At 68.3% G+C, this 25038-nt stretch carries 18 protein-coding genes and 1 pseudogene; 12 read left to right on the top strand and 7 right to left on the bottom strand.

All coding sequences use genetic code 11. From position 1 onward, the window contains the following. The 3 genes and pseudogenes from ADL12_RS57455 to ADL12_RS45035 all read left to right on the top strand — a co-directional run. Nucleotides 1–96, top strand: a pseudogene (locus tag ADL12_RS57455) (integrase core domain-containing protein); the annotation flags it as partial. Nucleotides 97–225: 129 nt separating this feature from the next. Further along, nucleotides 226–1284, top strand: coding sequence for an integrase core domain-containing protein (locus ADL12_RS45040; protein ID WP_062714459.1), 1059 nt, complete (start codon nt 226–228; stop codon nt 1282–1284). 1504 nt (nt 1285–2788) lie between these two features. Beyond that, a complete protein-coding gene (locus tag ADL12_RS45035; RefSeq protein WP_159053497.1) occupies nt 2789–2977 on the top strand; it encodes a hypothetical protein in 189 nt (62 codons plus the stop codon). Here ADL12_RS45035 and ADL12_RS45030 read toward each other — a convergent pair. From ADL12_RS45030 to ADL12_RS45020, 4 genes are all read right to left on the bottom strand, one after another. After that, nucleotides 2974–6783: a hypothetical protein gene (locus ADL12_RS45030; protein WP_062714457.1), complete on the bottom strand. Its 3810-nt coding sequence runs from the start codon at nt 6781–6783 to the stop codon at nt 2974–2976. The two genes, ADL12_RS45035 and ADL12_RS45030, sit on opposite strands and share 4 nt — an antisense overlap. 101 nt (nt 6784–6884) lie before the next feature. Beyond that, the gene (locus ADL12_RS53570; protein WP_062714456.1) at nt 6885–7268 is read right to left on the bottom strand and encodes an RIP homotypic interaction motif-containing protein; all 384 of its coding nucleotides are present in this window, start codon (nt 7266–7268) and stop codon (nt 6885–6887) included. A 574-nt stretch (nt 7269–7842) separates the two neighbouring features. Then, nucleotides 7843–7995, bottom strand: a complete 153-nt coding sequence (locus ADL12_RS55300) for a hypothetical protein (protein ID WP_167364477.1) — start codon at nt 7993–7995, stop codon at nt 7843–7845. A gap of 904 nt (nt 7996–8899) precedes the next feature. Next, nucleotides 8900–11770: a CHAT domain-containing protein gene (locus ADL12_RS45020; RefSeq protein ID WP_062714455.1), complete on the bottom strand. Its 2871-nt coding sequence runs from the start codon at nt 11768–11770 to the stop codon at nt 8900–8902. 98 nt (nt 11771–11868) lie between these two features. On the opposite strand from ADL12_RS45020, the gene ADL12_RS45015 reads away from it, so the two are divergent. The 5 genes from ADL12_RS45015 to ADL12_RS44995 all read left to right on the top strand — a co-directional run bounded on the left by ADL12_RS45015 (nt 11869) and on the right by ADL12_RS44995 (nt 17444). Continuing rightward, nucleotides 11869–12306, top strand: coding sequence for a hypothetical protein (locus tag ADL12_RS45015; protein WP_062714453.1), 438 nt, complete (start codon nt 11869–11871; stop codon nt 12304–12306). Further along, entirely contained in the window at nt 12303–13217 is a 915-nt protein-coding gene (locus tag ADL12_RS45010) for a hypothetical protein (protein ID WP_062714452.1), read from the top strand. The genes ADL12_RS45015 and ADL12_RS45010 overlap by 4 nt, the downstream gene beginning before the upstream one ends. A gap of 226 nt (nt 13218–13443) precedes the next feature. Continuing rightward, entirely contained in the window at nt 13444–14235 is a 792-nt protein-coding gene (locus tag ADL12_RS45005) for an ISL3 family transposase (protein ID WP_244188281.1), read from the top strand. A 457-nt stretch (nt 14236–14692) separates the two neighbouring features. Then, the gene (locus ADL12_RS45000; RefSeq protein ID WP_208614753.1) at nt 14693–16477 is read left to right on the top strand and encodes a reverse transcriptase/maturase family protein; all 1785 of its coding nucleotides are present in this window, start codon (nt 14693–14695) and stop codon (nt 16475–16477) included. Nucleotides 16478–16679: 202 nt separating this feature from the next. Then, on the top strand, nt 16680–17444 hold the full coding sequence (locus tag ADL12_RS44995; RefSeq protein WP_244188280.1) for a transposase: 765 nt from the start codon (nt 16680–16682) through the stop codon (nt 17442–17444). Between the two features lie 772 nt (nt 17445–18216). Here the strand turns inward: ADL12_RS44995 and ADL12_RS44990 are convergent. Then, on the bottom strand, nt 18217–18747 hold the full coding sequence (locus tag ADL12_RS44990; RefSeq protein WP_062714450.1) for a DUF6262 family protein: 531 nt from the start codon (nt 18745–18747) through the stop codon (nt 18217–18219). A 522-nt stretch (nt 18748–19269) separates the two neighbouring features. After that, nucleotides 19270–20277, bottom strand: a complete 1008-nt coding sequence (locus tag ADL12_RS44985) for a glycosyltransferase family 8 protein (RefSeq protein ID WP_062714448.1) — start codon at nt 20275–20277, stop codon at nt 19270–19272. A 114-nt stretch (nt 20278–20391) separates the two neighbouring features. Between ADL12_RS44985 and ADL12_RS44980 the strand changes: the two genes are divergently transcribed. Both ADL12_RS44980 and ADL12_RS44975 read left to right on the top strand, forming a co-directional pair. Further along, complete coding sequence (locus ADL12_RS44980; protein WP_079052624.1) at nt 20392–21123, top strand: Stf0 family sulfotransferase; 732 nt, start codon at nt 20392–20394, stop codon at nt 21121–21123. A 381-nt stretch (nt 21124–21504) separates the two neighbouring features. Then, nucleotides 21505–21735 (top strand): hypothetical protein, encoded by a 231-nt coding sequence (locus tag ADL12_RS44975; protein WP_062714444.1) that lies wholly within the window; start codon nt 21505–21507, stop codon nt 21733–21735. 156 nt (nt 21736–21891) lie between these two features. On the opposite strand, the gene ADL12_RS44970 is transcribed toward ADL12_RS44975, so the two are convergent. Then, entirely contained in the window at nt 21892–22734 is an 843-nt protein-coding gene (locus tag ADL12_RS44970) for a helix-turn-helix transcriptional regulator (RefSeq protein WP_062714461.1), read from the bottom strand. A 255-nt stretch (nt 22735–22989) separates the two neighbouring features. Between ADL12_RS44970 and ADL12_RS44965 the strand changes: the two genes are divergently transcribed. Both ADL12_RS44965 and ADL12_RS54700 read left to right on the top strand, forming a co-directional pair. Beyond that, on the top strand, nt 22990–23688 hold the full coding sequence (locus ADL12_RS44965) for a hypothetical protein (RefSeq protein WP_062714442.1): 699 nt from the start codon (nt 22990–22992) through the stop codon (nt 23686–23688). 855 nt (nt 23689–24543) lie between these two features. After that, nucleotides 24544–25026 (top strand): effector-associated constant component EACC1, encoded by a 483-nt coding sequence (locus ADL12_RS54700; protein ID WP_159053495.1) that lies wholly within the window; start codon nt 24544–24546, stop codon nt 25024–25026. Nucleotides 25027–25038: the final 12 nt, after the last annotated feature.

Here is a 25038-nt window from a genome sequence, read left to right as displayed (position 1 = left end):
GCCGCGCTGACCAGGCTGTACGCCTTCGTGGTCATGGAGGTCGGCACCCGCACCGTGCACATCCTCGGCGTCACCGCCCACCCGACCGCAGCCTGGGCCTGCGCTTGCCGATAACCTCATCCGCCCTGGTGGGAGGCCTTCGTGAGGGTGCAGAGAGGTGCCGACCCTGTCGGGTGAGCAGGCGGTCTGGCAGGGGCGACATGCTCCCCGGCATGATGACTGACCGTGCTGTTGCGACTGGCGTACCTGGGTCTGACGAATGCGTTCGCGATCCTGCGACTGCTGCCGATGAGCGACCGCGAGAAGGACGTGGAGATCCTTGCTCTGCGCCATCAGATCACCGTGCTGGAGCAGCAGCTGAGTGGCCGGCGCGTACGGTTCGAGGCGAGCGACCGGGCGTTCCTGGCAGCGCTGCTGCACCGACTGCCGGCGCATGCGCTGCATCGGGTGCGCTTGCTGGTACGGCCGGAAACCGTTCTTCGGTGGCACCGCGACCTGATGGCCCGCCGCCATGCCACCCGGTCCCGGCCCAAGCGCGGCGGCCGACCGCGCACCGTGCGCTCCATCCGCGCCCTGGTTCTGCGCCTGGCCGCCGAAAATCCGGGATGGGGGTACCGGCGTCTGCACGGCGAACTGCTCGTCCTCGGCGTAAAGGTGGCCGCATCCACGGTCTGGGAGATATTGAAGGAGGCGGGTATCCCGCCGTCACCCGAGCGCACCTCCACCACCTGGGCCGACTTCCTGCGCTCCCAGGCCAACGCCCTCCTCGCGTGTGACTTCTTCGCGGTCATCGAGCACGCCAGCCGGAGGATCCGGGTCCTGGGGGCTACGGCGCATCCCACCGCATCCTGGGTAACGCAAGCGGCGAAGAACCTCGTCATGGACCTCGAGGATGCCGGTTGCCCGGCCCGATACCTGATCCGGGACCGGGACGGGAAGTTCCCCGAACTCTTCGATGCGGTCCTGAAGGACGCAGGGATCGAGATCGTGCTCAGCGGTGTACGGATGCCGAGGATGAACTCGATCATGGAGCGGTGGGTGCAGACCTGCAGGCGAGAGCTGCTGGACCGCACCTTGATCTGGGACCAGCACCACCTCATGCATGCACTGCGCGAGTTCGAGCATTGCTACAACCAGCACCGGCCGCATCAGGGCATCGCGAACGCCCGGCCGCTCCGCGCCCTTCCCGCGCCGATCGACAACCCGGAGCAGATCGCCCCCATCAACATACGTAGACAGGACCGACTCGGCGGTCTCCTCCACGAATACCAGCATGCGGCCTGACCTGCCCGGATGAGGTTTTCGGCAAGCGCAGGGACAGCTCCTCCTCGGCAGCCGCGATCTGCTCGTTCAGCACGGCCAGTTTGGCCCGCAGCTCCTCCACTCGCTCACGGGACGCCTCCTCGTGCTGCTTCAGCAACGCCAGCAGCTCTTGCTCCACGCACCCCTCCCGGCGATGCCGCCGACGCCACCGCGCCGGGCTCAACCCCCGCACCACCCAAGGACTTACCGGCCTTCCGGAAGGCGAAACCCCTCGCGATCACGGTCCCTCAAACCGAGCCGCACCCATTCGGGATGTGACCTTCACCGCCGTCAGTGGCGGCGAACAGCAACGCGACTCGCGCCCCGCCACACCCCTTGGGAGGCCGTCATCAAGTCCTAACTCCCCGCGGGTAGGCTCCAGGTGAGCATTACACATATTCACACAAAGTGTACGGAACACTGTGTCGGAGGCATTCAGGAATAAATACGCATCGGGGACCCGCGATGGAATCGTGGAAGCGTGGCAACACTCTCGGCACCACCGGCCCATGCATGGCTGGCCCCGCAGCCACGCTCCGGCCCTCCGCCCAGGGACGACTCACAGCGTTCGTCAAGGACCGTTTCCCGCCCCGACCCTGCGACGCCTGCCGAGCGCCCCAGCAACTCACAGATTGCAGCTGCGGCCGCTGTCGCCCTCCGTCCGATCCCCGCACTGGCCATCCAGGCCGGGGGCACCGTTGCCGCTTTGCTAGCCGCACACCGCGCAGGGCTGACAGGCCTGGCAGGTGAGGCTCGCAAGGCGGCAGCCGGTGCCGGGCAGACACCGCGCTCAACCCACAGCGGCCGCGCACCGACACCCCAGACTCCAGGTGCACAGCGCACGGATGCCGATGCCCCAACCACAGGGCGCTTCGGTCCCCGCGGCGCCGTCGGAGCCCCCGGAGCTGCTTCACTCCCCTGCCGGCCGATCCAGCCGGAATGTATGCCGCGAACTGCCCGGCCCAGTGACGCCGCAGTCCAGCATCATGGCCGTCGTCGTCGAGGATATACGCCACGGCGAGGAGATCGTTTGAAGGCCTCGGCGGCGCGAGGGCCCCGTCATCCACGATGACTTGCAACGTCGCTGCATCCACGCAATGAACATCGCGCGCACGGCGGCAAACGCCCGTCCATGCAGGGAACACATCACGCGAACGCTTAAGGACACGGACCCGGTGGAGCGCGTATCAGTGACTTGGTGTGCTCGTTTATGAGGCAAAAATCATCCCTGCGAAATCAGTGCGAACGGGCCAATCCTCTGCGATCACCACATGTTCACCAACGGCCGACTTCCGACGGCACACGTCGGTCAAACTCGATGTAGAGGGCGAGGGAAAGAGCGTGTGATGCTTCCACGCAAGCCAGCACCTCGGGCACCGAACACATCAACGGTCTACACGGTTGAGGTCCGCTTGCTACAGGCTGCGAACCTTTCGAACCTGCTCTGGTGATGCGGCGGCCGTGCTTCGTCCTGGGGTACGTGCCGATGAGGCGCACCACCGACCTGCGGTCGGCGCTGGAGGCCGTGGCCCTGCACCAGGGGCTGGGCCCGCGCCTGCAGAGCGCGGTCGACAAGATCCTGGACAGATACAAGCGGGAGGCCTCGGAAGGCGGCTGGCCCGATCTCTTCACGGAGCTCGAACGCTCAGCAGGTCATGCGCCGAAGAGATCCTAGAACGCGCCGTCCAGGTAGGCGTCGGCCATCGCCTCGATGGTGTGGGGCCACCGTCGGCCTAGGGCGCCTACCGTGCGGCGCCAGTCGCCCTCGCGCAGGGCGCGCGCTAGCAGCGGCAGGGCTCGGGACGGCTCGAGCTTTCGGGCTACGGAGGTCAGGACCAGGGACCTGTCCGCGGGGAAGGGCACGCTCTCGGCGAGGGTTTGGGCTGCGGCGGGGTCCCCGGAGGCTGCTATGGCGACCGCGACCCGGCCGACGAGCCCGTCCCACTCCTCTGGTCCCACTGCCTTCGCAGGTACCACCCGCAGCAGGTTCCGGGCTCCCGCGGTGTCACCGTTGCCCGCCGCAGCGGTGGCGAGCAGCGACATCGTGTGGCGCAGCCTGCTCGGTGACTGCATGGTTCTCGCGAGCCGGTCGATTTCCTCCCAGTCCCGACGGCCCGCCGCAGTGTGGATGCGTACGGTCGTGGCGACGTCCTTCGCGTACGGGTGAAGGAGTGGGCGGGCGACGGTCTCAGCCCTGTGGTGTGCTCCCGCTTCGACGAGCGCCTCGGCAAGCCGCAGCAGTGCCTCGTCGCGGGCGTTGGAGGGCTGCATGTCGGCGACCGCTGCCTCCGCCCGGTCAGCGAGTCGTTCCAGACGTGTGCGGTCGTCGTGTGAAGTCGCCTTCACCAGGGCCGTCCAGCCGTCCGCCTGGGCAACAGGGTGCTCCACCGTCGTCAGAAGATCCTCTGCGTGGTTCGGCGAACCGGCTTCATGGAGCGCCTGGGCGAGCCGGCTCACCAGATACGGCGCGGACTCCGGGTCTGTCTGCTCGGACCGCGCGGCGGCCAGGGCCTTGTCTGCGAATGCCGTGACGTGCCCGGGCCGTCTCACTCGTCCGGCCGTCCGGACGAGAGTGGTGAAGACCGCGGCACGCGCTGCGGGCTGCGCCGCGTGCAGCGCCTTCGCCGCAGGTCCGAGCTCAGCCGCCCGGTAGAGTGCCTCCACCAGTTCGGGCAGTGCGTCGCTGTGCGGGTTTTCCTCGGCGATCCGGCAGCCCACGGCACCTGCTCGCTGCGCCAGGAGGCCGATGCGGGTCCGGTCGCCGGCGACCGTGAGGGCTCGCAACAGCGCGGTCAAGGACCGGCCCTCTTCCACCGGGTCGATGAAGGACCGGGCCTCTCGCTCCGCCTCGACGGCCAGTTCCGCCGCCCTGTGGTGCTCACCGGTCTCAGCGACCGCCAGCGCCAGCTCACCCAGTCCCTCCGCCCTTCGGCGTGGGGAGCGGAGCGTGCGGGCCGCAGCCGTAGCCTGCGGCAGGTGGCCCTCCTTGCGCAGCGCGTGCACCATGGCCAGCAGCAACACATCCTGTACGACGGCGCTCTCACCGGACCGGACCAGCGCCTCGGCTCGCTCGTGGTGGCCGCGCCGGACGGCCACCTCTATGACTCTGCGGGCCGTCTCCTGAGCGGTGTATGAGGACAGCGTGCGCAGCAGTTCCTCGGCGCGGTCGTACGCGCCGGCGTGGGCGAGTGCGACCGCCAAGTTGCTCAGCGCGTGGGAGGCCCGGTACGGCCTCTTGAGAGTACGGGCCACCATCTCGGTGCGGTCGGCGAGCCGGTGCATCTGCGCCGGTCCCGCAGCCAGTGCGGCGATCCTCACCAGCCGTGTCCAGGCGTCCACACGGAATTCGGGGTCCGGCTCCGCGTCGGCGAACGCACACGCGCACGCCCACAGCCGGGCGGCCAGGGTGCGGTCCTCCGCCCCGGCATCCCCCCGCGCCACAACGGCTGCCGCGGTCTCGGCGAGCTGCTCCAACCCGGCCCCGCGGAGCATCGGTTCGCTGATGCCGTCCACGATCGCCTCGGCACGCTCGTACCGGCCGACCCTGGCCAATTCGACCGCGACCCGTTTCAGGGCGCGCTCCTTCCGGAACCGGTCCGGTATCGCGGCAGCGGTGGCTTCAGCTTTCCCGTGCTCGCCTGCCGCCGCGTGCGCCTGGACCACGGACTCGAGCGCGAAGGCCTGGGCCCGCGAGGTGAGGGTCGCTGCGAGTTGCTCCGCCTCCATGACACGGCCATGTCCGGCCCACACTTCTGCCACCGCCTGCCAGGCGTCCTCCTGTTCCTCGGGCCGCACCACCTGATCGATCAGGGCGTGGAGCGGCTCATCGCGTCCGGTGCCGGCCAGCACCTTCACGGATTTCAGGGCTGCCGTTCGACGCTGCCCGTCCGGGAGAGAGCCGATCACCGCCGTCGCCCTCTCCATGAGCCCGACCTCGGTCAGGACGGTGGCGAGGCGGACCAACGCCTCATTCCGCAACCAGGAGTTGGTGATGTTCCGGACGGTCGCCGTGACACGTTTGGCGAGATGGACGGTGCGTGTCTCCTCGCCAGCGTGGCCTGCCCGCTCCACAAGGTCGGTCAGCAGCGCGGCCCGCGTCTGGGCCTCCGGGGCCGCACCGGCCAGTGCCTCCGCGCGGGCGAAGTCGCCGAGCACCGCCCACACGGTCGGCAACGCCGTCGGCAGGGCCGCGTTGCGTCCGGAGAGTAGACCCTGATGGACGGCCAGCACACCCAGACTGCGCAGGTCGGGTGTCTCCTGACCGAACACCGTGTCCTGCGCGGCGCCGATCTCGGCCAGCGCAGCCGCGTCGCCTCCAGTACGGGACAGCATCCGGGCGTGGCGGGCGCGGTCCGTGGCGCAGGCCACCAACTCGGTCACCATGCGGGTGTCGGCGAGCATGGCGGCATAGCCCCGCAGCAGGTAGTCGGGCGTGTCCGCCGGCCAATCACGCTCGCGGTACAACTCCGCCCACGCGCACAGACGCTCCCGGTACGCGCTGAGCCGTGGCGCGAGGAACCGGCTTGCCGAGGCCTGGAGTTCCTCATGTGCGAGGAGATACGTGTCCGGGGCGGTGCCAGCCGCCGCGCCGGGCACGCCCTGAGTGGGGGCGCTGCGGCGGGTGAAGGTCCGGGCCGTGACCGCCCCGAGGTGCTCGCCGACGCGCCACCGGTCGAGGCCCGTAAGCTCCGCGAGGTCCGCTGCCCGCAGTCCGCCACCGGACGCGGTGACCAGCCCCAGCAGGTCCTGCTCGACAGGGGAGCCGTGCAGCAGTCGCTTGAGCTCCCGTTCGGCGTCCCGGCGCACCACCTGGGCGTGCGGCGACATGCCGAGGATCCGGATGACGACGTCCCCGGTTCGCAGGGGGTGGTCGTCCGGCACATCGACTGGTAGCGGTGGATCCGGACGGCTCGCGATCACGACCTTCAGCCCGTGCGGGAGCCTGGCCGGCAGGAGCGCGGCGATGCTGTGCACCTCCGGCCCCGGCACCGCGCCGCGGTCCTCGTCGAGGCCGTCGACGAGGAGGACCAGTTGCTCGCCGCGCTCCTGGCACAGCGCTGCGGCGTCCGTGACCATGGCGAGGAGGTGCGCGCCGCTCGTGGCGTCGGTGAGGTGTGCTGGCAACGGCCGGTCGAGCAGCTCGGCGAGTTGCTCCAGTACGACGTCGAGAAAGCCGATCCGGTCGCTGTGGCTGGCGAAGCGGCCTGTGATGAAGAAGCACACCACGTGTACGCCAGGCGGCGGGTTCAGGGCGAACCAGGCCATCAGGGCGGACTTGCCCGCCCACGCCGGCGCCCGCCACCACAGATAGCCGCCGTTTTCCGGACTCGTACAGAATGCCGCCAGCTCCTCCAGCTCCGGCTGTCGGTTGAGCAGTTCGGCCGGGGCGACGGTCCGTACCTGGTGCTGGTAGGCCGAGCGGACCGCGCGACCGACCGTGACGAAGACGTTGTTCTGGACGCCGCCGTCGCCGATCTGCACCCCGCGGGCGTGCGACGCGTCGATCCGGAGACCGGGCCCAGGCTTCCGGATTCGCGTGGGGCCATCTGGTCCACCGGCCGGTGGAGCGGACTCCTCACCAGTCAAGAGAAGGTGTTGGTCTGCGTGTTGTGGCTGCCGATCTGCACGCCCTTGGCCTGATCGGCGTTCACCTCATAACGGCCTTGCTGCGCGCCGGTCGCGTCCGCCCGCTCCAGAAGAAGCCGCGCGGCGGCGAGAACGTCTTCGTCCCGGTCCGCCCCCGCCTCCACCAGTCGGCCCCGCAATCGCGTTTCCCAGGTGCCGGGTTCGACCTCCCGGGCCTCCAACAGCTCCCGTGTCTCGGCGTCGTCCTCTGCGGATGAGCGGCGCCGGAGTGCGTCACGGAGACCGGCGTAGGCGTCGCGGACAGCACCGCCGGCCGAATCCGAGACACCCGCGGCGGCACCGGTGGCCAGAGCCGCCAGGATCAACTCGACACCTGTCATGTTCTCTCCAGTTCCGCGCGGGACTTATCCTGCCCAGCCCAACGACGCGGCCGGACGCGAGGGCACGCTGACCTGCCCACCGTTCTCAGGAACGCATCGGGCCGGGATACGCGGCGTTCTGCGCCCTTTCACGACGAGGCTCCGGGGGCCCATGCGAGAGGCCAACCGGTCGCCACATCGTCGGGCGGGTGGATCAGTAGCGGGGAGCCCGCACTGGCCATCCAAGCCGGGGGCGCCGTTGCCGCTTCGATAGCCGCACACCGCGCAGGGCTGACAGCCCTGGCAGGCCGGGATCGCAAGGCGGCAGCCGGTGCCGAGCAGGCACCACGCTCAACCCACAGCGGCTGCGAACCGACGCCCAGGATGCAGGTGCACATCGCACGAGATGCCGATGCCCTGACCAGAGGGCGCTTCGGTCCCCGGGGAGCCGGACGACGCCCCGGCGCTGCCGGAGCCCTCGCAGCTGCCTCACTCCCCTGCCGGCCGATCCAGCCGGAATGTACGCCATGGCGAGGAGATCGCTGATCCTGGCACTCCCCCGCAGGCAGCGGTGTCCGCTCCTCCCAGCAGCCGGTTACCGTCGTGGCATGTAGGGATCCAGAGCGGCAGCGACGGCCGGGCTGCGGAGGTAATTCGCCGCGCGGTGGAAGTCGAAGAGACGGATGCTTTCCGGGAGATCGAGGTCGACACCGTCGAAGTAGTGCTTCAGGGGCCGCAAGATGGCCACGGGGTCCCCGTGGTCGGACACGTATCTTTCCGGTCTTGAGAGATACGCGTCGAACGGAAGTCCCGATGGGGTGACCCGCAGGACGCTGCGCGCATACGAGCGGGACCTCCTGAACAGCTCCTTGATGTCGAACCACCGAGCAGCATCAGGAGGCCCCGGTGCCGAAATGTTCCGTGTCGATGGCCGGGCAGTCCAGCTCGATCGCCGTGGAGTGTGGCTGTCTGGCTCGCCGGTTCGGAAATGCTGCCGACAACGGGTGCCGGCAGCCGCGCAACCCGACGGACACGACGGACGAGGAGTGGGCGGCCATCCGGCCGATGCTGCCGGTCCCGGGCTGGATGCCTCAACCCGCGTCGGCACCACGTCCATGCCGAACACGGCGGCCATCTCCTGGCAGGTCAGCGCCCCTTGGCCGAACCGGGCACGGTCCGCGAGCGTCCTAATAATGCGCTGGTAGTCGACAGCACTGACCAGGCCAGCCTCTCAGGCCACACCGGCACCTGCGACTTCGACTTCGTCGCATCACCAGGCGCCGACTGCGCGTCCGCATCCCGCCCGCATGCTCGCTTTGGACGCCGACGGTTGGTGTATGACGTAGGAGCTGCTCGCCGAAGTCCCGCTGGCCGGCAAGTGATCCTCAGAACTCTGTCGCCAGCCGCAAACGGGCACGGGCCGTGGCCACCAGGTACGGCAACTCGCGGTCCGCTATGAGGCGTCCGTCCTCGTGCTCGCTTATGCGGGTTTGGACATGTCCGTTGAGGGCGTGAAGGGATCGATCTGCCACTGATAGAGCACTCAGCAGGTGGGCGGTGCGCCGGGCTCGACTCGTCTGAGGTGACTCTCTGTACATGGCGGGTGGGGCGGGCGCCAGGCAGAGAGACACGGCCGACCGGTGACGGTGAGCTCACGGCCCGACGTGGATGTGTCCGGCCCATAGGGTTGGGCTGGCGGGGTAGCGGTCGCGCAGTTCCCGCACAGTTTGGTGCAGCGCGTCCGCAGACTCGTCGGTGCGCGGGGCGGTGGTGCCGTTCGTGGTGAGCCGGGCGTAGGTCGCACGAGTGATGTCCGCTGCGGTGACGTCGTTGACCGACCAGAGGGTGCCGATGACGTGTCGGTAGCCGGCGAGCTGGAGCGCCGCAGTGATGTGTAGGGCCTCGTCGGTGGCCTTGATGTTTGGCATCGACGTGTCGCAGGCCGACAGGTACGCCATTTCCGCGTGGAGCAGTTCCAAGTTGCTGATCTGCTCCACGGTCAGCGGCCGAGTCAGGTGGTCGTGCAGGAGCAGTCGGCTGGCGGCGGGGGCGATCACGTCGGTGATGCCGTGGCAGGACAGGTGGGCGACGCCATGGCGGGCCAGAGCCTTAAGGACTCTATCGCTGGTGGCCTCCGCTCCGCTGAGGACGGTTGTGCCCGGCATCAGCGTCGTCAGCGCGTTTATCTCCGCCAGTACACACGGCAGCGCGGGCGCTTCCTCCGTCACGGGCATTGCGACGACCACCACGCCGGGGTTCCCCACGGGTGCCGACGTGCCTGGCCGGTCGTCGGCGGCGGGGCGCAGTGCACGCACCGTGGTGGTGTAGGAGGACACGACCCGGTCCATGACCGACTCCGCACTCCCGGTGTCGTGGTATCCGGCAGCGTGCAACGGGAAGTACGCCATCTCGCCAACCGGACACCACCAGATCCTGGGCCAGGCATCTGTCTCGGGGCGGCCGGAGAACCCCAGCTCCTCCAGCACGGGCGCCGCGACGCAGTCCCACAGCCAGCCCAGGATGTCGTGGAGGTCGCGCTGGCACTGTCGTCGTGCGTGCAGCGAGTGCGCGTCGGCGGCACCCGTTTCGGCTTTGAGTAGACGCAGGAGTTGCTGGTACATGTCGGCCTGGGTCAACATCGGCAGCGGAATCGCATGGACGGGATCTCCGGCATCCGCGCGCAGGATCAGCGCATCGCAGCGCCGCTCACTGACGTTCACCACCACCACCGGCCCACGGGAAGCGCACTGCCGCAGGTCGTGGGCGGACGGCGGGAGCAGGAACCGCTCCATGCCGGCGAGGCCACGGATACGGGCGAGAAGTTTGTCCCACACCTCGTCCTGGATACCGGCGTTGGCGTCCTCCTGTAGCCGGACGAACTCGTCGTGGAACTCCGGTGACTGGCGCCGCAGGGCCCTGAGATCCCCGCGGATGTCCAGGGCGCGGCCGTGCAGGACTCCGCGCGACAACTCCAGGAGTTCGAGGGCCCTTCCGGGGCTGCCTGCGTCCAAAGCGGCGGAAGCGGCGTCTGCGGGCAGTCCCGCGATGTCCGCGAGCCGGTGGACGACGGCTCCGTACGGCATCCAGTCTGCGGTGAGCTGCGGCAGCATGGTGACGGCGGCCTCGGAGGCGGCGAGTGCGGCCCGCCGGTCACCCCGGGCCGTTTCGACGGACGCCAGGGCCTTTAGGGCCGCCAGTCTGGTGCTGGCCGGGGCGGGGGCCGACGCAGCCTCGGCGAAGGCATCCCGGGCCCCGTGGAGCCGCTCGATGCCGCCGCTACTGACGTGCAAGCTGTGCAGGACGAGGCCCAGCAGCAACAGGCGCGAGGCGCGGTCCGCGTCGTCGCGCGGAGTGGCCGCTATCCCAGCACGGGTCAGCGTGAGCGCCTCCTCCAACGCTTCCGCAGCGTCGCGGTGGCGCAGCAGCAGGACCTCCGCCAGGACGAAGCAGGCCGCCACGCTGTGGCTTGTGCCGTAGGGGGCGACGGCCACGGCCGCCCGCGCCGCCCGTTCCGCGTCCCGCATCGCGTCCTGAGCGTCAGTCATGGCGTGCAGTTTGAGTAGGGCCCGGGAGAGATTGATGAGGCCGTCGACGAGGTCGGGGCCCTTCGGGGTCGCGTTGACGCTCACCTTCATCAGGGTGACGGCCTGCCGCATCAGGTCGGGATCCCGTGTGTCGTCCGCGAGATCCCGGACAGTGCCCGCGAAGAGCTCCCTGCGCAGACCGCGGTCGGGATGGGAGCGCGGCGTCGCGTCGCAGCACTTCGCGGCCGCTTCGACCGCCTCGACCAAGAGCTGCGTCTCCCGGGTGGCTGTGTAGAGACGCTTAAGTGAGACCGCGAGTCCGGCCCGCGCATCCGCGCGTGCAGCGGAGCTGCGCGCCTCCGACAGGGCCTGGCGCGCCAGTTCGACGGCCTCGTGCAGCGGTTCCGGCCGTTCCGTGGCGTCGGCCAGTGATGTCAGGGCACTGAGGAGCATGAGCCAGCACCGGGCACGATCAGAACTGCCGGTCGCGGCTGCAGCGGAACCCTCGCGTGCCACCCGCACGGCCTCCTCCAGCGCCTCTTGATCACCGCTCTCCTCGAAGCATCGGGAGAGCCCGGCCGCCAGGCTGAACAGGTATAGCGGCCGAGTCGAGTCGCCGCACGGTGCGGCGGCCAGGGCCTCCCGGAAGGCGTGTACAGCTTGCGCCGCTGCGCCGGGAAACCTCCTGTCCGATGACGCCAAATACAAAGCTTGGCCCAGGTTGTGGAAGACTCCAGCTCGGTCGCGATGGCCCGGCGGCGCCAGCGAGGCGCAATGACGATACAGGTTGATCGCCTCGGCGAGGTCCGCTGTGTTGGCGCCTTCGGTGCGCGAGGCCCGCACCTTGAGCAGTTCTGCGGCGGCTAACGCCACCTGTAGGTCCTGCAGGTCGGTGGAGGCCAGCGCCCGCAGTCGTGCCAGGACCTCGGGCGCGTCCCTGCCCGCCCGCAGGTGCCGGCAGGCCGCGAACAGCAGCCTGCGGCGCTCCCACTTCCCCAATTGTTCCTCCCTCACCCCACATGGCTCACGGGCCGCTCAGCCCTCACAGTAGCGAGATGCGCACGGGTGCTTGCACACCGTAAGGTCCTCTCCTCCCCGTGGAGTTCGGGGACAGAACGATCACGGAGGCAGGTGACCCGTCGGTGGACGAACTCGCGGAACGATTCGGCCGGGTGTGCACCCTCGTGGGCGAAGGCGAGTTGGAGGAGGCCGCCTGTGAGGCGGATGCGGAGGAGATCGTCACGGCGATCCTCCACGCGCTGCGCGGCCGGGCGCACCTAACGCAGTCCGCGCTCCACCAGTTGCTTGATGCCCTGGACGACCGTATGGCCGCAGCCGGATTCGGGATCGTGACCAGGTCCTCGAAGGGCTACCAGCCACTGCCCGGGACCAGCGGCGGCCGACCGGTGATCCACCGCTGGACCTGCCCCGCCGCCCAGCCGTGCGGGAGGTTCCCGAGCACGGAACTGCATCCCGAAGCCCCCGTGTGCGCGGCAACGGGCCGGCCCTTCGTCCACGGCCGGGTCCGGCTGTGAGCACGTTCCTTTCGACGCTGGCGGGCAAGGCAGCCGAGAAATGGCTCGCCCTGCTGGTGCTGCCCGGACTCGTCTACGTGGCCTGCCTGGGCGCCGCGGCCGTCCTGGGGCACCACGACGCGCTGAACGCCGTCGAACTCCAGCACGTCATCGACCGGTCGGCAACCCACTCAAGCGCCTCCAGCCCTGGAGCGATCCTGCTGACGGCCGCCGCTGTACTGGCGGCGGCCGCCCTCGCCGGGCTGACCGCACGGGCACTGGGGGTGGCCGTGGAACGACTGTGGACCGTACCGGACGATCGCGGACCCGCACGCTTGCTCGTCCGGCATCGGCGGCGGCGCTGGCTGCGGGCCGATCAGGAGCGGGCCGAGGCCGAAACCAGGTCCGCCATCGCCCGGGCGATCACCCGGCGCAACGCCATCGCGCTCGAGCTGCCTGAACGGCCGACATGGATCGGCGACCGCTTCCACGCCGTGGACGAACGCGTGTACCGCGCCTACGACCTGGACCTGACCTCCGCCTGGCCACGACTGTGGCTCGTGGCATCCGACTCGGTCCGCGCTGAACTCGGCACCGCCCGCGACGCCTACGGCGCGGCCGCCCGCCTGGGCGGATGGGCCTTGCTCTACCTGCCCCTGGCGGTGTGGTGGTGGCCGGCGCTGCCCGGTGCCGCCGTCATCGCCCTCACCGCGTGGATCCGGGGCCGCGAGGCCGCCGCGGTGCTCGCCGATCTCGTTGAGGCCACGGTCGACCTGCACGGCACCCTCCTTGCCCAGGAACTCGGCCTGACCGGCGAACGCCCCGCTCTGACCCGGGACACCGGCTACGACGTCACCGTGATCCTGCGCAAGGACTTGCCTGCCGAGCAGCCCGGCCCGGTCCCTGTACCACCACGGCCGTCGGATGGCTGACATCACGCCTGCTGACCTTCGAGGTGTGGTGGCTCTGTCGGCGAGAAGCGGGCTCTGGCACAGATCTTGGGGAGCGGTCGCAGAGGGTGACCGCGGTGTTCGATTGCGATGCACCGATCGGGTGTGAGACCGCGTACGCCGCGACATAGAACGGCAGATAGTGACGCTCCGTCAGGTACCTGTAGGCATCCGTTGCTTGCGGCTGCGGCTGGTGACCGTGCTGGTCATGCAGGCCGACGCATCGTTCTGGAACTCGCTGGTGTTCGACGGGATCGACGAGCTCGCCGTCGAGGCGGTGGCCGCCACCTTCGGCACAGTCGACGTGGTGGCAAGAGGCCGAGGGGCCGGAGCATCCTGCCCGAACTGCAACGGCTTCTCACATCGGGTGCACGACTCCTACCAGCGCAGGCTCAGAGATCTCCCGCTCGGTGAGTTCCGCGTGGTGATCCTGCTGACGGTCCGACGGTTCATCTGCGGCTCGGCCCACTGCCCGCGCCGGACGTTCGCCGAGCCGTTTACGCAGTTGACCAGCCCGTACGCACGCTTCACCCGCCGGCTCAACCGCACCCTGGAGCGGATCGGGCTGGCGCTGGCCGGACGGGCCGGCTCCCGGCTGGCCACCCAACTCGGGTTCGACGCAGGGAGGATGACCTTGCTTCGCCGGGTCATGGCGCTGCCGGATCCGCAGTCCAGCACGCCGCGGGTGCTGGGCGTCGACGATTTCGCCACCCGGCGCGGACAGTCGTACGCCACCGTGATCACGGACGGCGAACGCCACCGCCCGATCGACGTTCTTCCCGGCCGGGAAGCGGCACCGCTCGCCGCGTGGCTCACCGCACATCCCGGCGTGGAGATCATCTGTCGGGACCGGGCCGGCGCATACGCCGAGGGAGCCCGGCTCGGCGCTCCCGATGCCCTCCAGGTCGCAGACCGGTTCCAGTGCGCCATGAGGCGCCTTGTTGTATCCCCGACCCAGTCGGGGGGAATTTGGAGGGAGATTCTTGGGCCTGATGGCTAACCCAATCCGGAAACGGTGATGGGGAAAAGAGCATGCCAGGAAATCGACGGCCGGGCTCAGGTAGTAGAGACGGGGTGTCGAGGGGCTCGCGTGACATGGTGAAAGCTGGATTGCCTGAACCCCAATCTCCAGAAGATCGAAGGTCAGATCCGCCGGAAAGCTACCTGCCGCCGGCGCCGCACCCTGCGACGGCTTAGTGGAATGGCCGACGCAACCTCCAGAGTGCGGAGCGATGCCCAGTGAGGGCATTCAAGGAGATGAGTGGGGCACCTACATCACGCTAGGACGTACAACGAGGACGAACATGGGATCGCCTACGGGAAGAGATCTTCCTATGGCGACGGAGGCCCCGTAGTAGTCGCCGGAGTCACGACCGGCCAAGGAGGACGGGAGACCCGTCCGCATCGGGCGAAGGGGGCCAGGTGATCGGGCACCACAGAGTCGGGAGGTATGCGTAATGCAGAGCGCCGAAACGGTGCTGGGTGTCCTCCGTGAACGCGGCAGGCGTGGCCTGCCGTGCAATGAACTGTATCGACAGCTCTTCAATCCGCAGTTGTATCTGCTGGCCTACGGGCGTCTGTACTCCAACAAGGGAGCGATGACGCCCGGGGTCACTGGGGAGACCGTGGACGGCATGTCACTGGGCAAGATCGGGCACGTCATTGACGCGCTGCGTCACGAACGCTACCGGTGGAGCCCAGCTCGCAGGGTCTACATCCCGAAGGGGCGGGACAGCACCAAGCTGCGGCCGCTCGGCCTGCCTCCGTGGAGTGACAAACTCGTCGGCGAAGTGATCCGCCTGCTGCTTGAGGCGTACTACGAGCCAACGCTCTCGGAGTTCTCTCACGGTTTCCGCCCCCGCCGGGGCTGCCACACCGCGCTGCGTGATGTGGTCAATACCTGGACGGGGACGGTCTGGTTTATCGAGGGTGATATCTCCCAGTGCTTCGACCGCATCGATCACGAGGTCATGCTGCGGATCCTGGGCGAGAAGATCCGCGATAATCGGTTCCTGCGGCTTATGCGGAACATGCTCAAGGCCGGATACATGGAGGACTGGATCTGGAATGCCACGCACAGCGGAAGCCCGCAAGGCGGGGTTGTTTCTCCGATCTTGTCTAACATCTACCTGCACAAGATAGACGAGTTCATCGAGAAGGTTCTGATCCCCGAGTACACCCGAGGAAGAGTCAGAAAGCAGAGTCGCGAGTTCCATAAGGTCTGGTACGCGATTCAATGCGCCCGCAAGCGAGATGACCGCACCACGGTGCGGAGACTCCGCAAGCAACTCCACAGCATGCCGAGCGGGGATCCCGAGGATCCTGGATATCGGCGGTTGAGGTATGTGCGCTACGCAGACGACACCCTGCTCGGGTTTGCCGGACCGAAGGCAGAGGCCGAGGACATCAAACAGCGGCTGGCGCAATTCCTGCATGAGGAACTCAAGTTGGACATGTCGCCAGAGAAGACTCTGATCACGCACGCCCGCACCCGGGCGGCGCGGTTCCTCGGCTACGACATCACCGTGCTCCACAACGACCGGAAGGTCTCCGGCAGACGCCGCTCTGTCAATGGGACTATCCGTCTGCGTGTCCCTCGTTCGGTGGTAGTTGCCAAGCAGGCCCAGTACATGGAGCGCGGCAAACCCGCGCGTCGGCCCGAACTGCTGAACCAGGACGACCACGTCATCATCAGCACCTACGGGTCGGAGTACCGCGGCATCGTCCAGTACTACCTGATGGCCGGCGACGTCTTTCGACTCGCCCGGCTTCAATGGGTCATGGAGACCTCGATGCTGATGACGCTCGCCAACAAGCACCGCTCGTCGGTGTCGAAGATGGCCCGCAAGTACGCGGCCACCATCGAGACACCGCACGGGCTGCGCAAGTGCTTCGAGGCCCGCGTCGAACGCACCGGTAGGAAGTCACTGGTCGGACGGTTCGGCGGGATCCCGCTGCGACAGAACAAGAAGACGGTCCTTACCGACCGTCGGCTGGCTCCGGTCAACACCAAACGCAAGGAGCTGGTCACCCGGCTCCTCGCTGGACGGTGCGAGGCATGCGGACGCATCGACGCGGTGGAAGTCCACCACGTCGCCAAGCTCGCCGACCTCGGACGAGTGGGAGCCCGGCCGCCGTGGGCAGATCTCATGGCCGCGCGGAAACGCAAGACTCTGGTGGTCTGCGGGAGTTGCGACGCGGACATCCACGGCAAGAAGCCTGTCGCAGCACTCACGGAGTAGTCACTGGAGAGCGACGTGCGGCGATAAGTCGCATGCGTCGTTCGGGCCGGGGGCCGTGGGAAAAGGACCTGCTCAGCAGGCACCTCGCCGACGGCCCACCAGTACCCTGTGGCAGGGCCTTGGCCGGGCCGTTGAAACCTGCGTCGCCTCCCACCGCGAGTGCCTCCGCGTCCCGACGCCGCCCACGCCGCCGAACACGGACATGCCGCAAGGAGATCCGGGGCCTGCCGGCCGTCGGGCCCAGCGCAAGAAGGCCGCGCATGCCCTGGTCCATGAACTGCTCCAGCAGGGCCACTCCCGCCGGGCAATTGCCAGGCACCTGGGCTGGGGCCTCAACACCGTGCTGCGCTACGCGAATGCCCCGCACTGGCAGAACACCCTCCGCGAGAACCGCCCCAGGCCCAGCCGGTTGGATCCCTATAAGCCCTACCTGGAACGACGGTTCACCGAAGGCTGCACCAGCGTCACTCGGCTGCACCGCGAACTGCTCGCCGAGGACGCCCCCGTCACTTATCAGATGGTCCGCGCCCACATCGCCTCCCTGCGCGCCTCTCCGTCCCAAGCACCGCCACCGCCACCGACGGTGCGGCAAGTGACCGGCTGGCTCACCCGCCACCCCACAGCCTTGAGCGAGGAGGACCGCGCCGTCTTGAAGGACGTCCTGGCCCGCTGCTCCGAACTGGACACCGCTGCCGGACATATCCGCCAGTTCGGTGAGATACTCGCCGACCGCCGCGGCACCACGCTCCCCACCTGGATCGACGCTGTCGACGCCAGCCAACTACCCGGCCTCACTGGCTTCGCACTCCACCTGCTTCGGGACCTCGACGCAGTGACCGCCGGACTCACCCTGGAATGGAGTTCCGGAGGCACCGAGGGCGCCGTCAACCGCATCAAAAAGATCAAGAGGCAGCTATACGGCCGGGCCGGATTCGAACTACTCCGCAAAATGATCCTGCTGCAGTGACGCTCTGCGACCGCTCCCCAAGATCTGTGCCAGAGCCGAGAAGCGACAGCAGATGTCGGTGACCGCCGACAGAGCCATCGGGGAGTCGAACGACGGGCCAGCGCTGCCGGAGCCCTCGCAGCTGCCTCACTCCCCTGCCGGCCGATCCCGTCGGAATGTCTGCCGCGAACTGCCCGGCCCGGTGACGCCGCGGTCCAGCATCATGGCCGTCGTCGTCGAGGATGTACGCCTTGGCGAGGAGATCACTGAAGGCGTCGGCGGCGCGAGGGCCCCGTCATCCATGAACACGTGCAGCGTCAAGGTCGCCGCTCAACGCTCGCACGTATCCCAGCGCGAGCTCAGGCAGCTGCCCGCAAACGGCCCCGTCCAGGCGCCGCATCCACACAATGAACATCGTGCGCACGGCGGCAAACGCCCGCCCATGCAGGGAACACATCACGCGAACGCTTAAGGACATGGACCCGGTGGTCGGTGGACGCTGCCATGATGAGGGGGCGCAAAACCCCGTTCCGAACAGGCGATTTACCGTCTGTCCACGTAAACACTTACGACATATGGACTGTTGTTCGACCGGCAAGACGATGCATACAACGGGTCGGCAGAAGTATGTGTGGGCAGCCGCGTCCCTGCGCTGGAATCCGCAGTCGTGTCAGACGCGCCGGCAGTGGATCACCGTGTAGGTTTCGCGTTCCGATGTCATATGGCGAGTCCGTGAGCTGTGCGTTCCGCTGAATCCGCGCTCTGTGTCACCTTGATCGTTCCGGGTTTCGTGTCACTTCTCCGGACGGTGTCTTGAAAGCGAGCGGTTCTCCTTCAGCGCGGCCTCCAGTTCCTCTTTGGTCTCCTCCAACGCCTCTCGCAGCCGATCACGCTCGGCCTCGGTCTCCCGCAGCCGGGTCATGCCCGCCTTGAGTCGGTCGCGCTCCGCGCGCAAGGTTCTGAGCTCGGCTGTGGCCAGTTCCAGGTCGGCCCTCAGCGATTCGGCCGAAGTGCCTGAGCCCACCTCCACTTCGCGAACGGCCCTGCCTTGTTTCTCGATCGCTTCCTCGATGCGCTCGCGCAGTCCATCGGCGTATACCAGCCAGTTCGAGACCCGCGCAGTTCGAGCGAGTCCGAGGAAGGTGATCTTCTCTCCGGCCGCGGCCATCTCGTCGAGGGTCTTGAGTACGCGGCCTCGTTTGATTTCGCTGTCGCGCTTTCTGGTCTCGCGCAGCACCTGGGCCGGGGTCCGTTTGGCCGTGGCCCCGTCCGACGGCCTGGCACGGACCTCGTCCGAAGAGGTGGCACGGGTGTCCTCGGGCACGGGTTCCTCAACTCCTTCGTAGCGGTCTGGTCGCCGCCGCGGCCACCAGGGCCCCGGCGTCGGGTTCCGGGGTTCGAAGGCGATCCTGAGGTGCTCAAGGCTGGTGCCGAGCGCGCTGGCGGCGGCGGACGGTGGCAGGCTGGCCGGCTTGCTGAGGGTTGTTGAGGGCTTCAAGGAGCGCTGTGCCGCAGCGGGTGGGTCGCATGGGTTTGGTGGAGTGGGCCGTTCGAACAGGCGGGTGCCGATGTCGTGTTCGAGGCGCTGGAATTGACGGACCGCGAACTGGAAGCACAACTGGCCGCCATTGGCGTAACCGCTCCAGCAGCCAGGACAATCGATCAGCTCCGTGACCGTGTGCCGCTGCCGTACGCCGACCACTCCGATCCACCCAACGACAACCCTGACGAAGGTGAAGACGATGGCGATGACTGGAACCCGGAGCCGCCTGGAACGCCTCCGGCTCCGCCACTAAGCGCCCGACCAAAACGACGTGGAGGACCTCGCCGTAGGCGTACTTCTTGGTCAGACGAAGCGAGTCCTCTTGCGACGCCGGGACCGTTGATCCTGATCATACTCGACTGGGTAGCCGAACACCGCCGTCGGCAATGTCGCCGACCCCCTTCTCCCGGTAAGTGCCAGGGACGGCGTCTCTGGGACGGGCGGGGAGGTCGGCCGAGATGGCGAGGTGACGGGGTTCGGCGTCACGTCCTCGACGGTCGGCGTGGTGAAGTGACGATATCGCCTGAGGTTCTCGGTGTCCGGGTACGGGTGACGCCATGGCTTGCGGGAGCCGATGAAGTGGAGCACGAAGGCACGTCGCTCCTGATCTCGGTACGCGTGGTACTCCGTACCCAGTCGCGGCGGCCAAGCCTCGGGCGGTATGTCGCGGAAGTCAGTCATCGGGAACACGTTCCAGCGCGGATCCAGCTCGATCCATCGACCGTGCGTGAGCGCGTTGAGCGCATCTTGCTCCAGACAGACCGGGACCTGATCCTGGCTCGCAAGCCAGTGGAGGACCCGCTCGGTCAAGCTCTCCCGACGCCACTGGCGGAGGTTGCACAGCATCACCCCGGCATTGAAGTAGGGCGCGTCGGGCGCGAATCGTCCGCTGCCTCCGCCTGCCAGCGCCTCGTGGAGGTTGGGACGCCACATGTCCCGCACGGCCGCGAGGGGTCTGTCACCGAGGTCCGTCGCGAATAGCTCTGTCACGTCTCGCATCAGCACGACGTCCACGTCCATGTACAGCGCCACGTCGTCCGGCACCAGCTCTGGCAGGAACAGGCGCGCGTACGTCGCGCCGGTCAGGTAGCGCAGCAGTGGCAGGTCGGACAGGTCGCGGCGCAGACGGACGACCTCCAGATCGAGCCCGCGGGACCTCGCGTGCTCGACGACGTCGGCGCTCGGCGAATCGTCCGTCATCAGTGCCGAGATGCGCACACCGCTCTTCGGCGGCAGGCAGCGGGCCAGCGACGACAGCATGTTGCGTGCCGCCGATGCGTACTGACCATCGAACGCGATCGCTATGCGCATCCCCCGACCCCCCATGCCCCACGTGTGCGACCTAGGAACCAATACGCTAAGGGGCGGTCGAGCGACGGTCAAGGCGGTCAAAAGGGGGTGCGACCTGTGGCGCGAGCGAGCGACATGGCGCCGGCGGCGGGCAGAGGCCTGCTCATTTGCAGCACACCGAGGGCAGGGACTCACCTGCTGGCTGGTCTGCTGGAGAGCACGGGTTTGTCGGGGAAACCGCGGGAGTATCTGTACAACCACGTTATTGAACTGGACGGTGAGGACATCCCGATCGGTCCGGCGCACCGGACGCAGCCGGACCAGCTACGAAAGCTGATGCGGATCGGGACTTCGGCCAACGGCGTGTGGGGCCTGATCGTCATGGGGTCGTACCTGGACGAGGTCGTCGCCGGGCTGCGGCGATACCAGTCCGCGAGTGGAGCGAGCTGGCGCGAGGTGATCGAGCGCGCCTTCGACCGCCCGGTATATGTGTGGAACCGGCGGCTGGACACGGCGGCACAAGCGGTGTCTCTGTACCGGGCGCTGGAGACCGACGTCTGGTATGCCGACGACGTTCGTGGCGTGGGCGCTGACGTTCCCTATCGTCGCGACCGGATCGCGCACTGGGAGCACATGATCCGGGAGCAGAACGAGGAGTGGGCGCGCCGGTTCTCCGACAGCGGGATCACGCCGATCACGGTGACGTACGAGGACGCGCTGGCAGACCCGGAAGGTGTGGTGGACCGGCTCCTGGACAGCGTGGGGGTCGCGCGAGGCGACCGGCCGGTGCAGCCGCTCACGCGCCGGCAGGGAAACGACGTGAGCTTGGAATGGCTGGCCCGGTACCGCCGGGACGGTTCAACGTGACCGCTGTCTCCGCGACGACTACGAGGTAGCCCGAAAGAGTGAACGCGCTGGCCAGCGCTTCCATGCGACGTGTCCAATTGGGCATCGGCTGGACATGACGGCCCGGAATTGGAAGCTGAAGCGCGGAACCTACAGCGGCTGTAGGCCCGCATTCGGAATGTCCCGTTCCGTCAGGGCGGCCTGGCCTTTCCCGACTGTCTCATTTGGAGGACACGGCACTTCTGTCTCACGATCTTGTCCCTTGAGGCCCGATGCCGCTGTGTACGTCATGTCCCTAGATCGCCGGGTCGGGTCATCCCTGAGCTTGGCGGTTGCGGTCGCTGTTGCGTACTGGCTGAGGAGTGAGCACCGGCCGGCGGCTCGCTGGCGCCGGTCACACGGATGCCCTCGTTCGACAAGACCAAGATCTTCCCCCACGCCTACCGGCACACCTGCGCGCAACGGCACGCCGACTCCGGGGTCTGGGCGTCTGGCACTGTCGACGGTCATGCAATTCCCCGCATCACGTGGTGGTCGGGCAGCGGCGCGGTGGCAGCGGTGGTGGAGGTGAGGGGCAGCGCGGAGGAGGCGCTGCTCACCGCCGACGAGCAGACGTATGGGAGAACCTCTTGACGAAGTCGGTCGGTCGGACTGTCCTGTTCATCGTCGGCCCGCGATACCCGTGCTATGCCTGCTCGCCTCCGCCATCGGAGCGTTGCGCCCGGGGGGCAGGAGAGCCGGGGTGCCGGGCCGGGTATCGCCGGTGCCTCCCTTGGAGGGACCTGTGGTTCACTCCTTGGCCATCACGCGCAGGGCCTCCTCTTCAGGGGAGCCTGGGGCGGCGGTGTAGACGAGGAGGCTCAGTTCCGGGTCTTGGGGGAAGTGAGTGATCTCGTACGAGAGTGTGAGTGGTCCGGCTTCGGGGTGATTGATGCGTTTGAGCCCGTACGATTTCGTCCGCACCGTGTGCCGTTCCCAGTGCCGCCGGAACTCCTCACTGTGTGTGGTGAGTTCGCCGATCAACTGCCACAGCTTCGGGTCCTGGGGGAAGCGCCCTGCCGCGATGCGTAGATGGCCCACCGCCTCGCGGGCGATCATCTCGCGGTCCGGGTAGCGGGGGCCGATCTCGTCGTTGAGGAGGTGGAGCCGGCACAGGTTGCGCTCGGCCACGGGCAGCGCCGCGAAGTCGGTGATGAGCGTGCATACGGAGTGGTTCCAGGCCACGACGTCCATGCGGTGTCCCATGATGAGCGCGGGTGCTGTGATCCAGTCCAGCAGTTGCTGTACTCCGGTGCGTGGTGCTGCGTCGTCGACGGCTTGTCGTGGCTCAGGGGGCGTCTTCCGGGGCCGGGCCAGCCGGAACAGGTGTGCCCGCTCGTCCTGGTCCAGGCGCAGGGCGTCGGCCACCGCGTCGAGAACGGTGTCCGAGACACCGCGGTTGCGGCCCTGTTCCAGGCGCACGTAGTAGTCGACGCTCACTCCGGCGAGATGCGCGAGTTCCTCCCGGCGCAGCCCGGGCACCCGCCGCAGGCCGGATCCGGAGGCGTACCCGGCGTCCTCCGGCCGGATCCTGGCCCGTCGTGAGCGCAGGAAATCCCCTAACTCCCTGGGTTCCGCTCTGTGTTCATCCATGTCGTTCATTGTCGCCGTCCCCGGGCGCGGCAGTCCTGGGTACGGCGGTCTCTGGGTACGGCGGACCCCAGGAACCACGGGGCAGCGGGAGACCGTGTGCGACTCCGTGAGCATGGAGAGCGACGACGATGGACGAGGGGCGGACGTATGCGCAAGCGAGCATGTCGGGTCGGCGCAACCGTGGTGGCGACGGTGATGGCGGGAGTGTGTCTGCTGCCCGCACCGGCAACGGGTGGCCCCATAGGTCGGTCCGGCGTGCCACAGGCCGATCCCGCGCCCGGTGGCCCTCAGCGCCCCTACGAACCCGATGTCTCCGGCCCGCGAAACGTCGACACCCTCGCCGCCGAGATCACCCATGACGGTGGCACGGAACAGGGCGTCCGGGTCCGCTTCGACCGCGCCAGCCACGCCGAGCCGGCCGGCCCTCCCGCGGCAGCCCGCCGCTTCGTGTTCCTCTTCGACGCATCACTGCGCTTCCGGCCGGACGCCTTTCCCACCTGTGCCCGCACCGTCATAGAGGAACAGGGGGCTGACGCCTGCCCCCAGCACTCGCTGATCGGTCGCGGAACCAGTCACCTCTACCCGACGGGCACCGCGCAGGTATACGCCTTCAACACCCGTTATCCGAACGGCGCGCGCGGCGCCCTCGTCGTCATCCCGGCCAACGACACGATCCTGGAACTCACGTGGGAGCGGGTCACTGCGCCCTACGGCCGCCTCGGCTACCGCTGGGCCCTCGACGAGATCCTGCCGCCCACCGTGACTCCGCCCGAGCAGCGCGTCGGCACACGGCGGTTCGAGCTGACGTGGGGCGCCACCCGCCCCACCGGCGCTGATGCGGTCAGCTTCGCCCGGACGACCGCGCAACCCGGTGAGGAACTGCGCATCGGCCTGTGGAGCGAGTTCGTCACCGGCCAGGTCGCGCTACCGGAATCGACCGCGACGCGCCCGTGAGCCGGCAAGGGCGGTCTTCGTCGGCCATCGACTCTGCGGTGCCGGGTACGGTTCGTCCACCGCGCCGGCGGCCTGCGCCGTCGGTGAACAGCCGGCAGCCGACCTCGCTGTTCACCGTGCCGCGCATCCGGACCCGTGGGCCGGTAAGGGCGAGGGACAGCGGTACTCCGGCCGCCCGACGGCGCCTGGACGGGCCGCGCTCAATGACCCGGCTCGTCGGGATCCTGCGCCGTACGAAAAGTGGCTTGTGCTGCTGGACTGGCTTGCTGTCGCGGCCGTCGCGAGCGTGTTCGCCGCGACGGCCGCGACGTGCAGAGCAATGATGTGGCCGCTTGCCTGCCCAGCGGCTATGAGTCCGCTGTTGAGGCCCGGCTCCGCCGAGCTCGAACCGGACATACGGAGGCCGAGACGGCCATCGTCGTGCACAGACGCCCACGGGCGGTTGACGGCCGTCGGCCTGGGCCAGGCGCAGGCCGATCGAGCCCGCCGTCACTGCGGCGTACGCACCGGGAGCTGTGGGGCCTGTCGAGACACTGGTGTCCGAGGACGGCCGGGCCGCGCTGTTTCCCGTCGACATCCAGCTCCGTCAGGCGGACGAGGACACCGTCGAGCAGTGCACGGTACGGGCACGCCTACGCGGGGCGGAGATCCACCGATCTCGCATCAGACGACCTCGGCCACCGCGCCGAACAGGTCAGCGCGGATCGTGTGTTCACCGGGCTCCGGTCGTAGGTCGTGACTTTGCGTTCCGGGCCACAGATCACTCAACCGCTCCCGCTCTCAAGCGCTTTCACTACAATTGATCGTGATCCGTGATCGCGTACAGCCACGGTTCCTCGGCTCACTGGGAGGGTCATGAAGGTCGTCATCACCGTGCGGGGCGATCACCCTGGCGATGTCGGTGCGGACGATCTGCGCCGATGGCTGGACAGCCAGCCCGCATTGCGCGGCAGGTTACGGAGAGCTGCTGATCCGGCCCCTCAGGCGGGCACGATGGGCCTCGCAGGCGACGCGGTGCTGGCGTTGCTCGCCCCAGGTGGTGTCGCAACGGTACTGGCGGGAGCGTTGATCGCCTGGGTGCAGACCAGGAAGGGCAGCCGGACCGTCACCATCACCTGTCCCGACGGGACCGAGATCAGCGTGACCTCCACACAGGTCGGGGCCATGGACGCGCACCAGGCGGAGGAACTGGCCCAGCGAATTTCGGCTGGCCTCGAAGCAACGGCGCGTGCGGAGAGCGACGATGCCCTGCCCGAGTCGTCTCCAGGCTCTCCTGGCGGCCCGGGGCCGACCGCCGGCCCGGCCGCGGGCCCGACGGCCGGGTCGCCCGCGCCGTGAATCCCCAGGCGC

Source organism: Streptomyces regalis (genome assembly GCF_001509475.1).
GTDB classification, from domain to species: domain Bacteria; phylum Actinomycetota; class Actinomycetes; order Streptomycetales; family Streptomycetaceae; genus Streptomyces; species Streptomyces regalis.
Note: the sequence above shows the minus strand (reverse complement) of the source record. Positions and strands in the feature narration are given on the sequence as shown.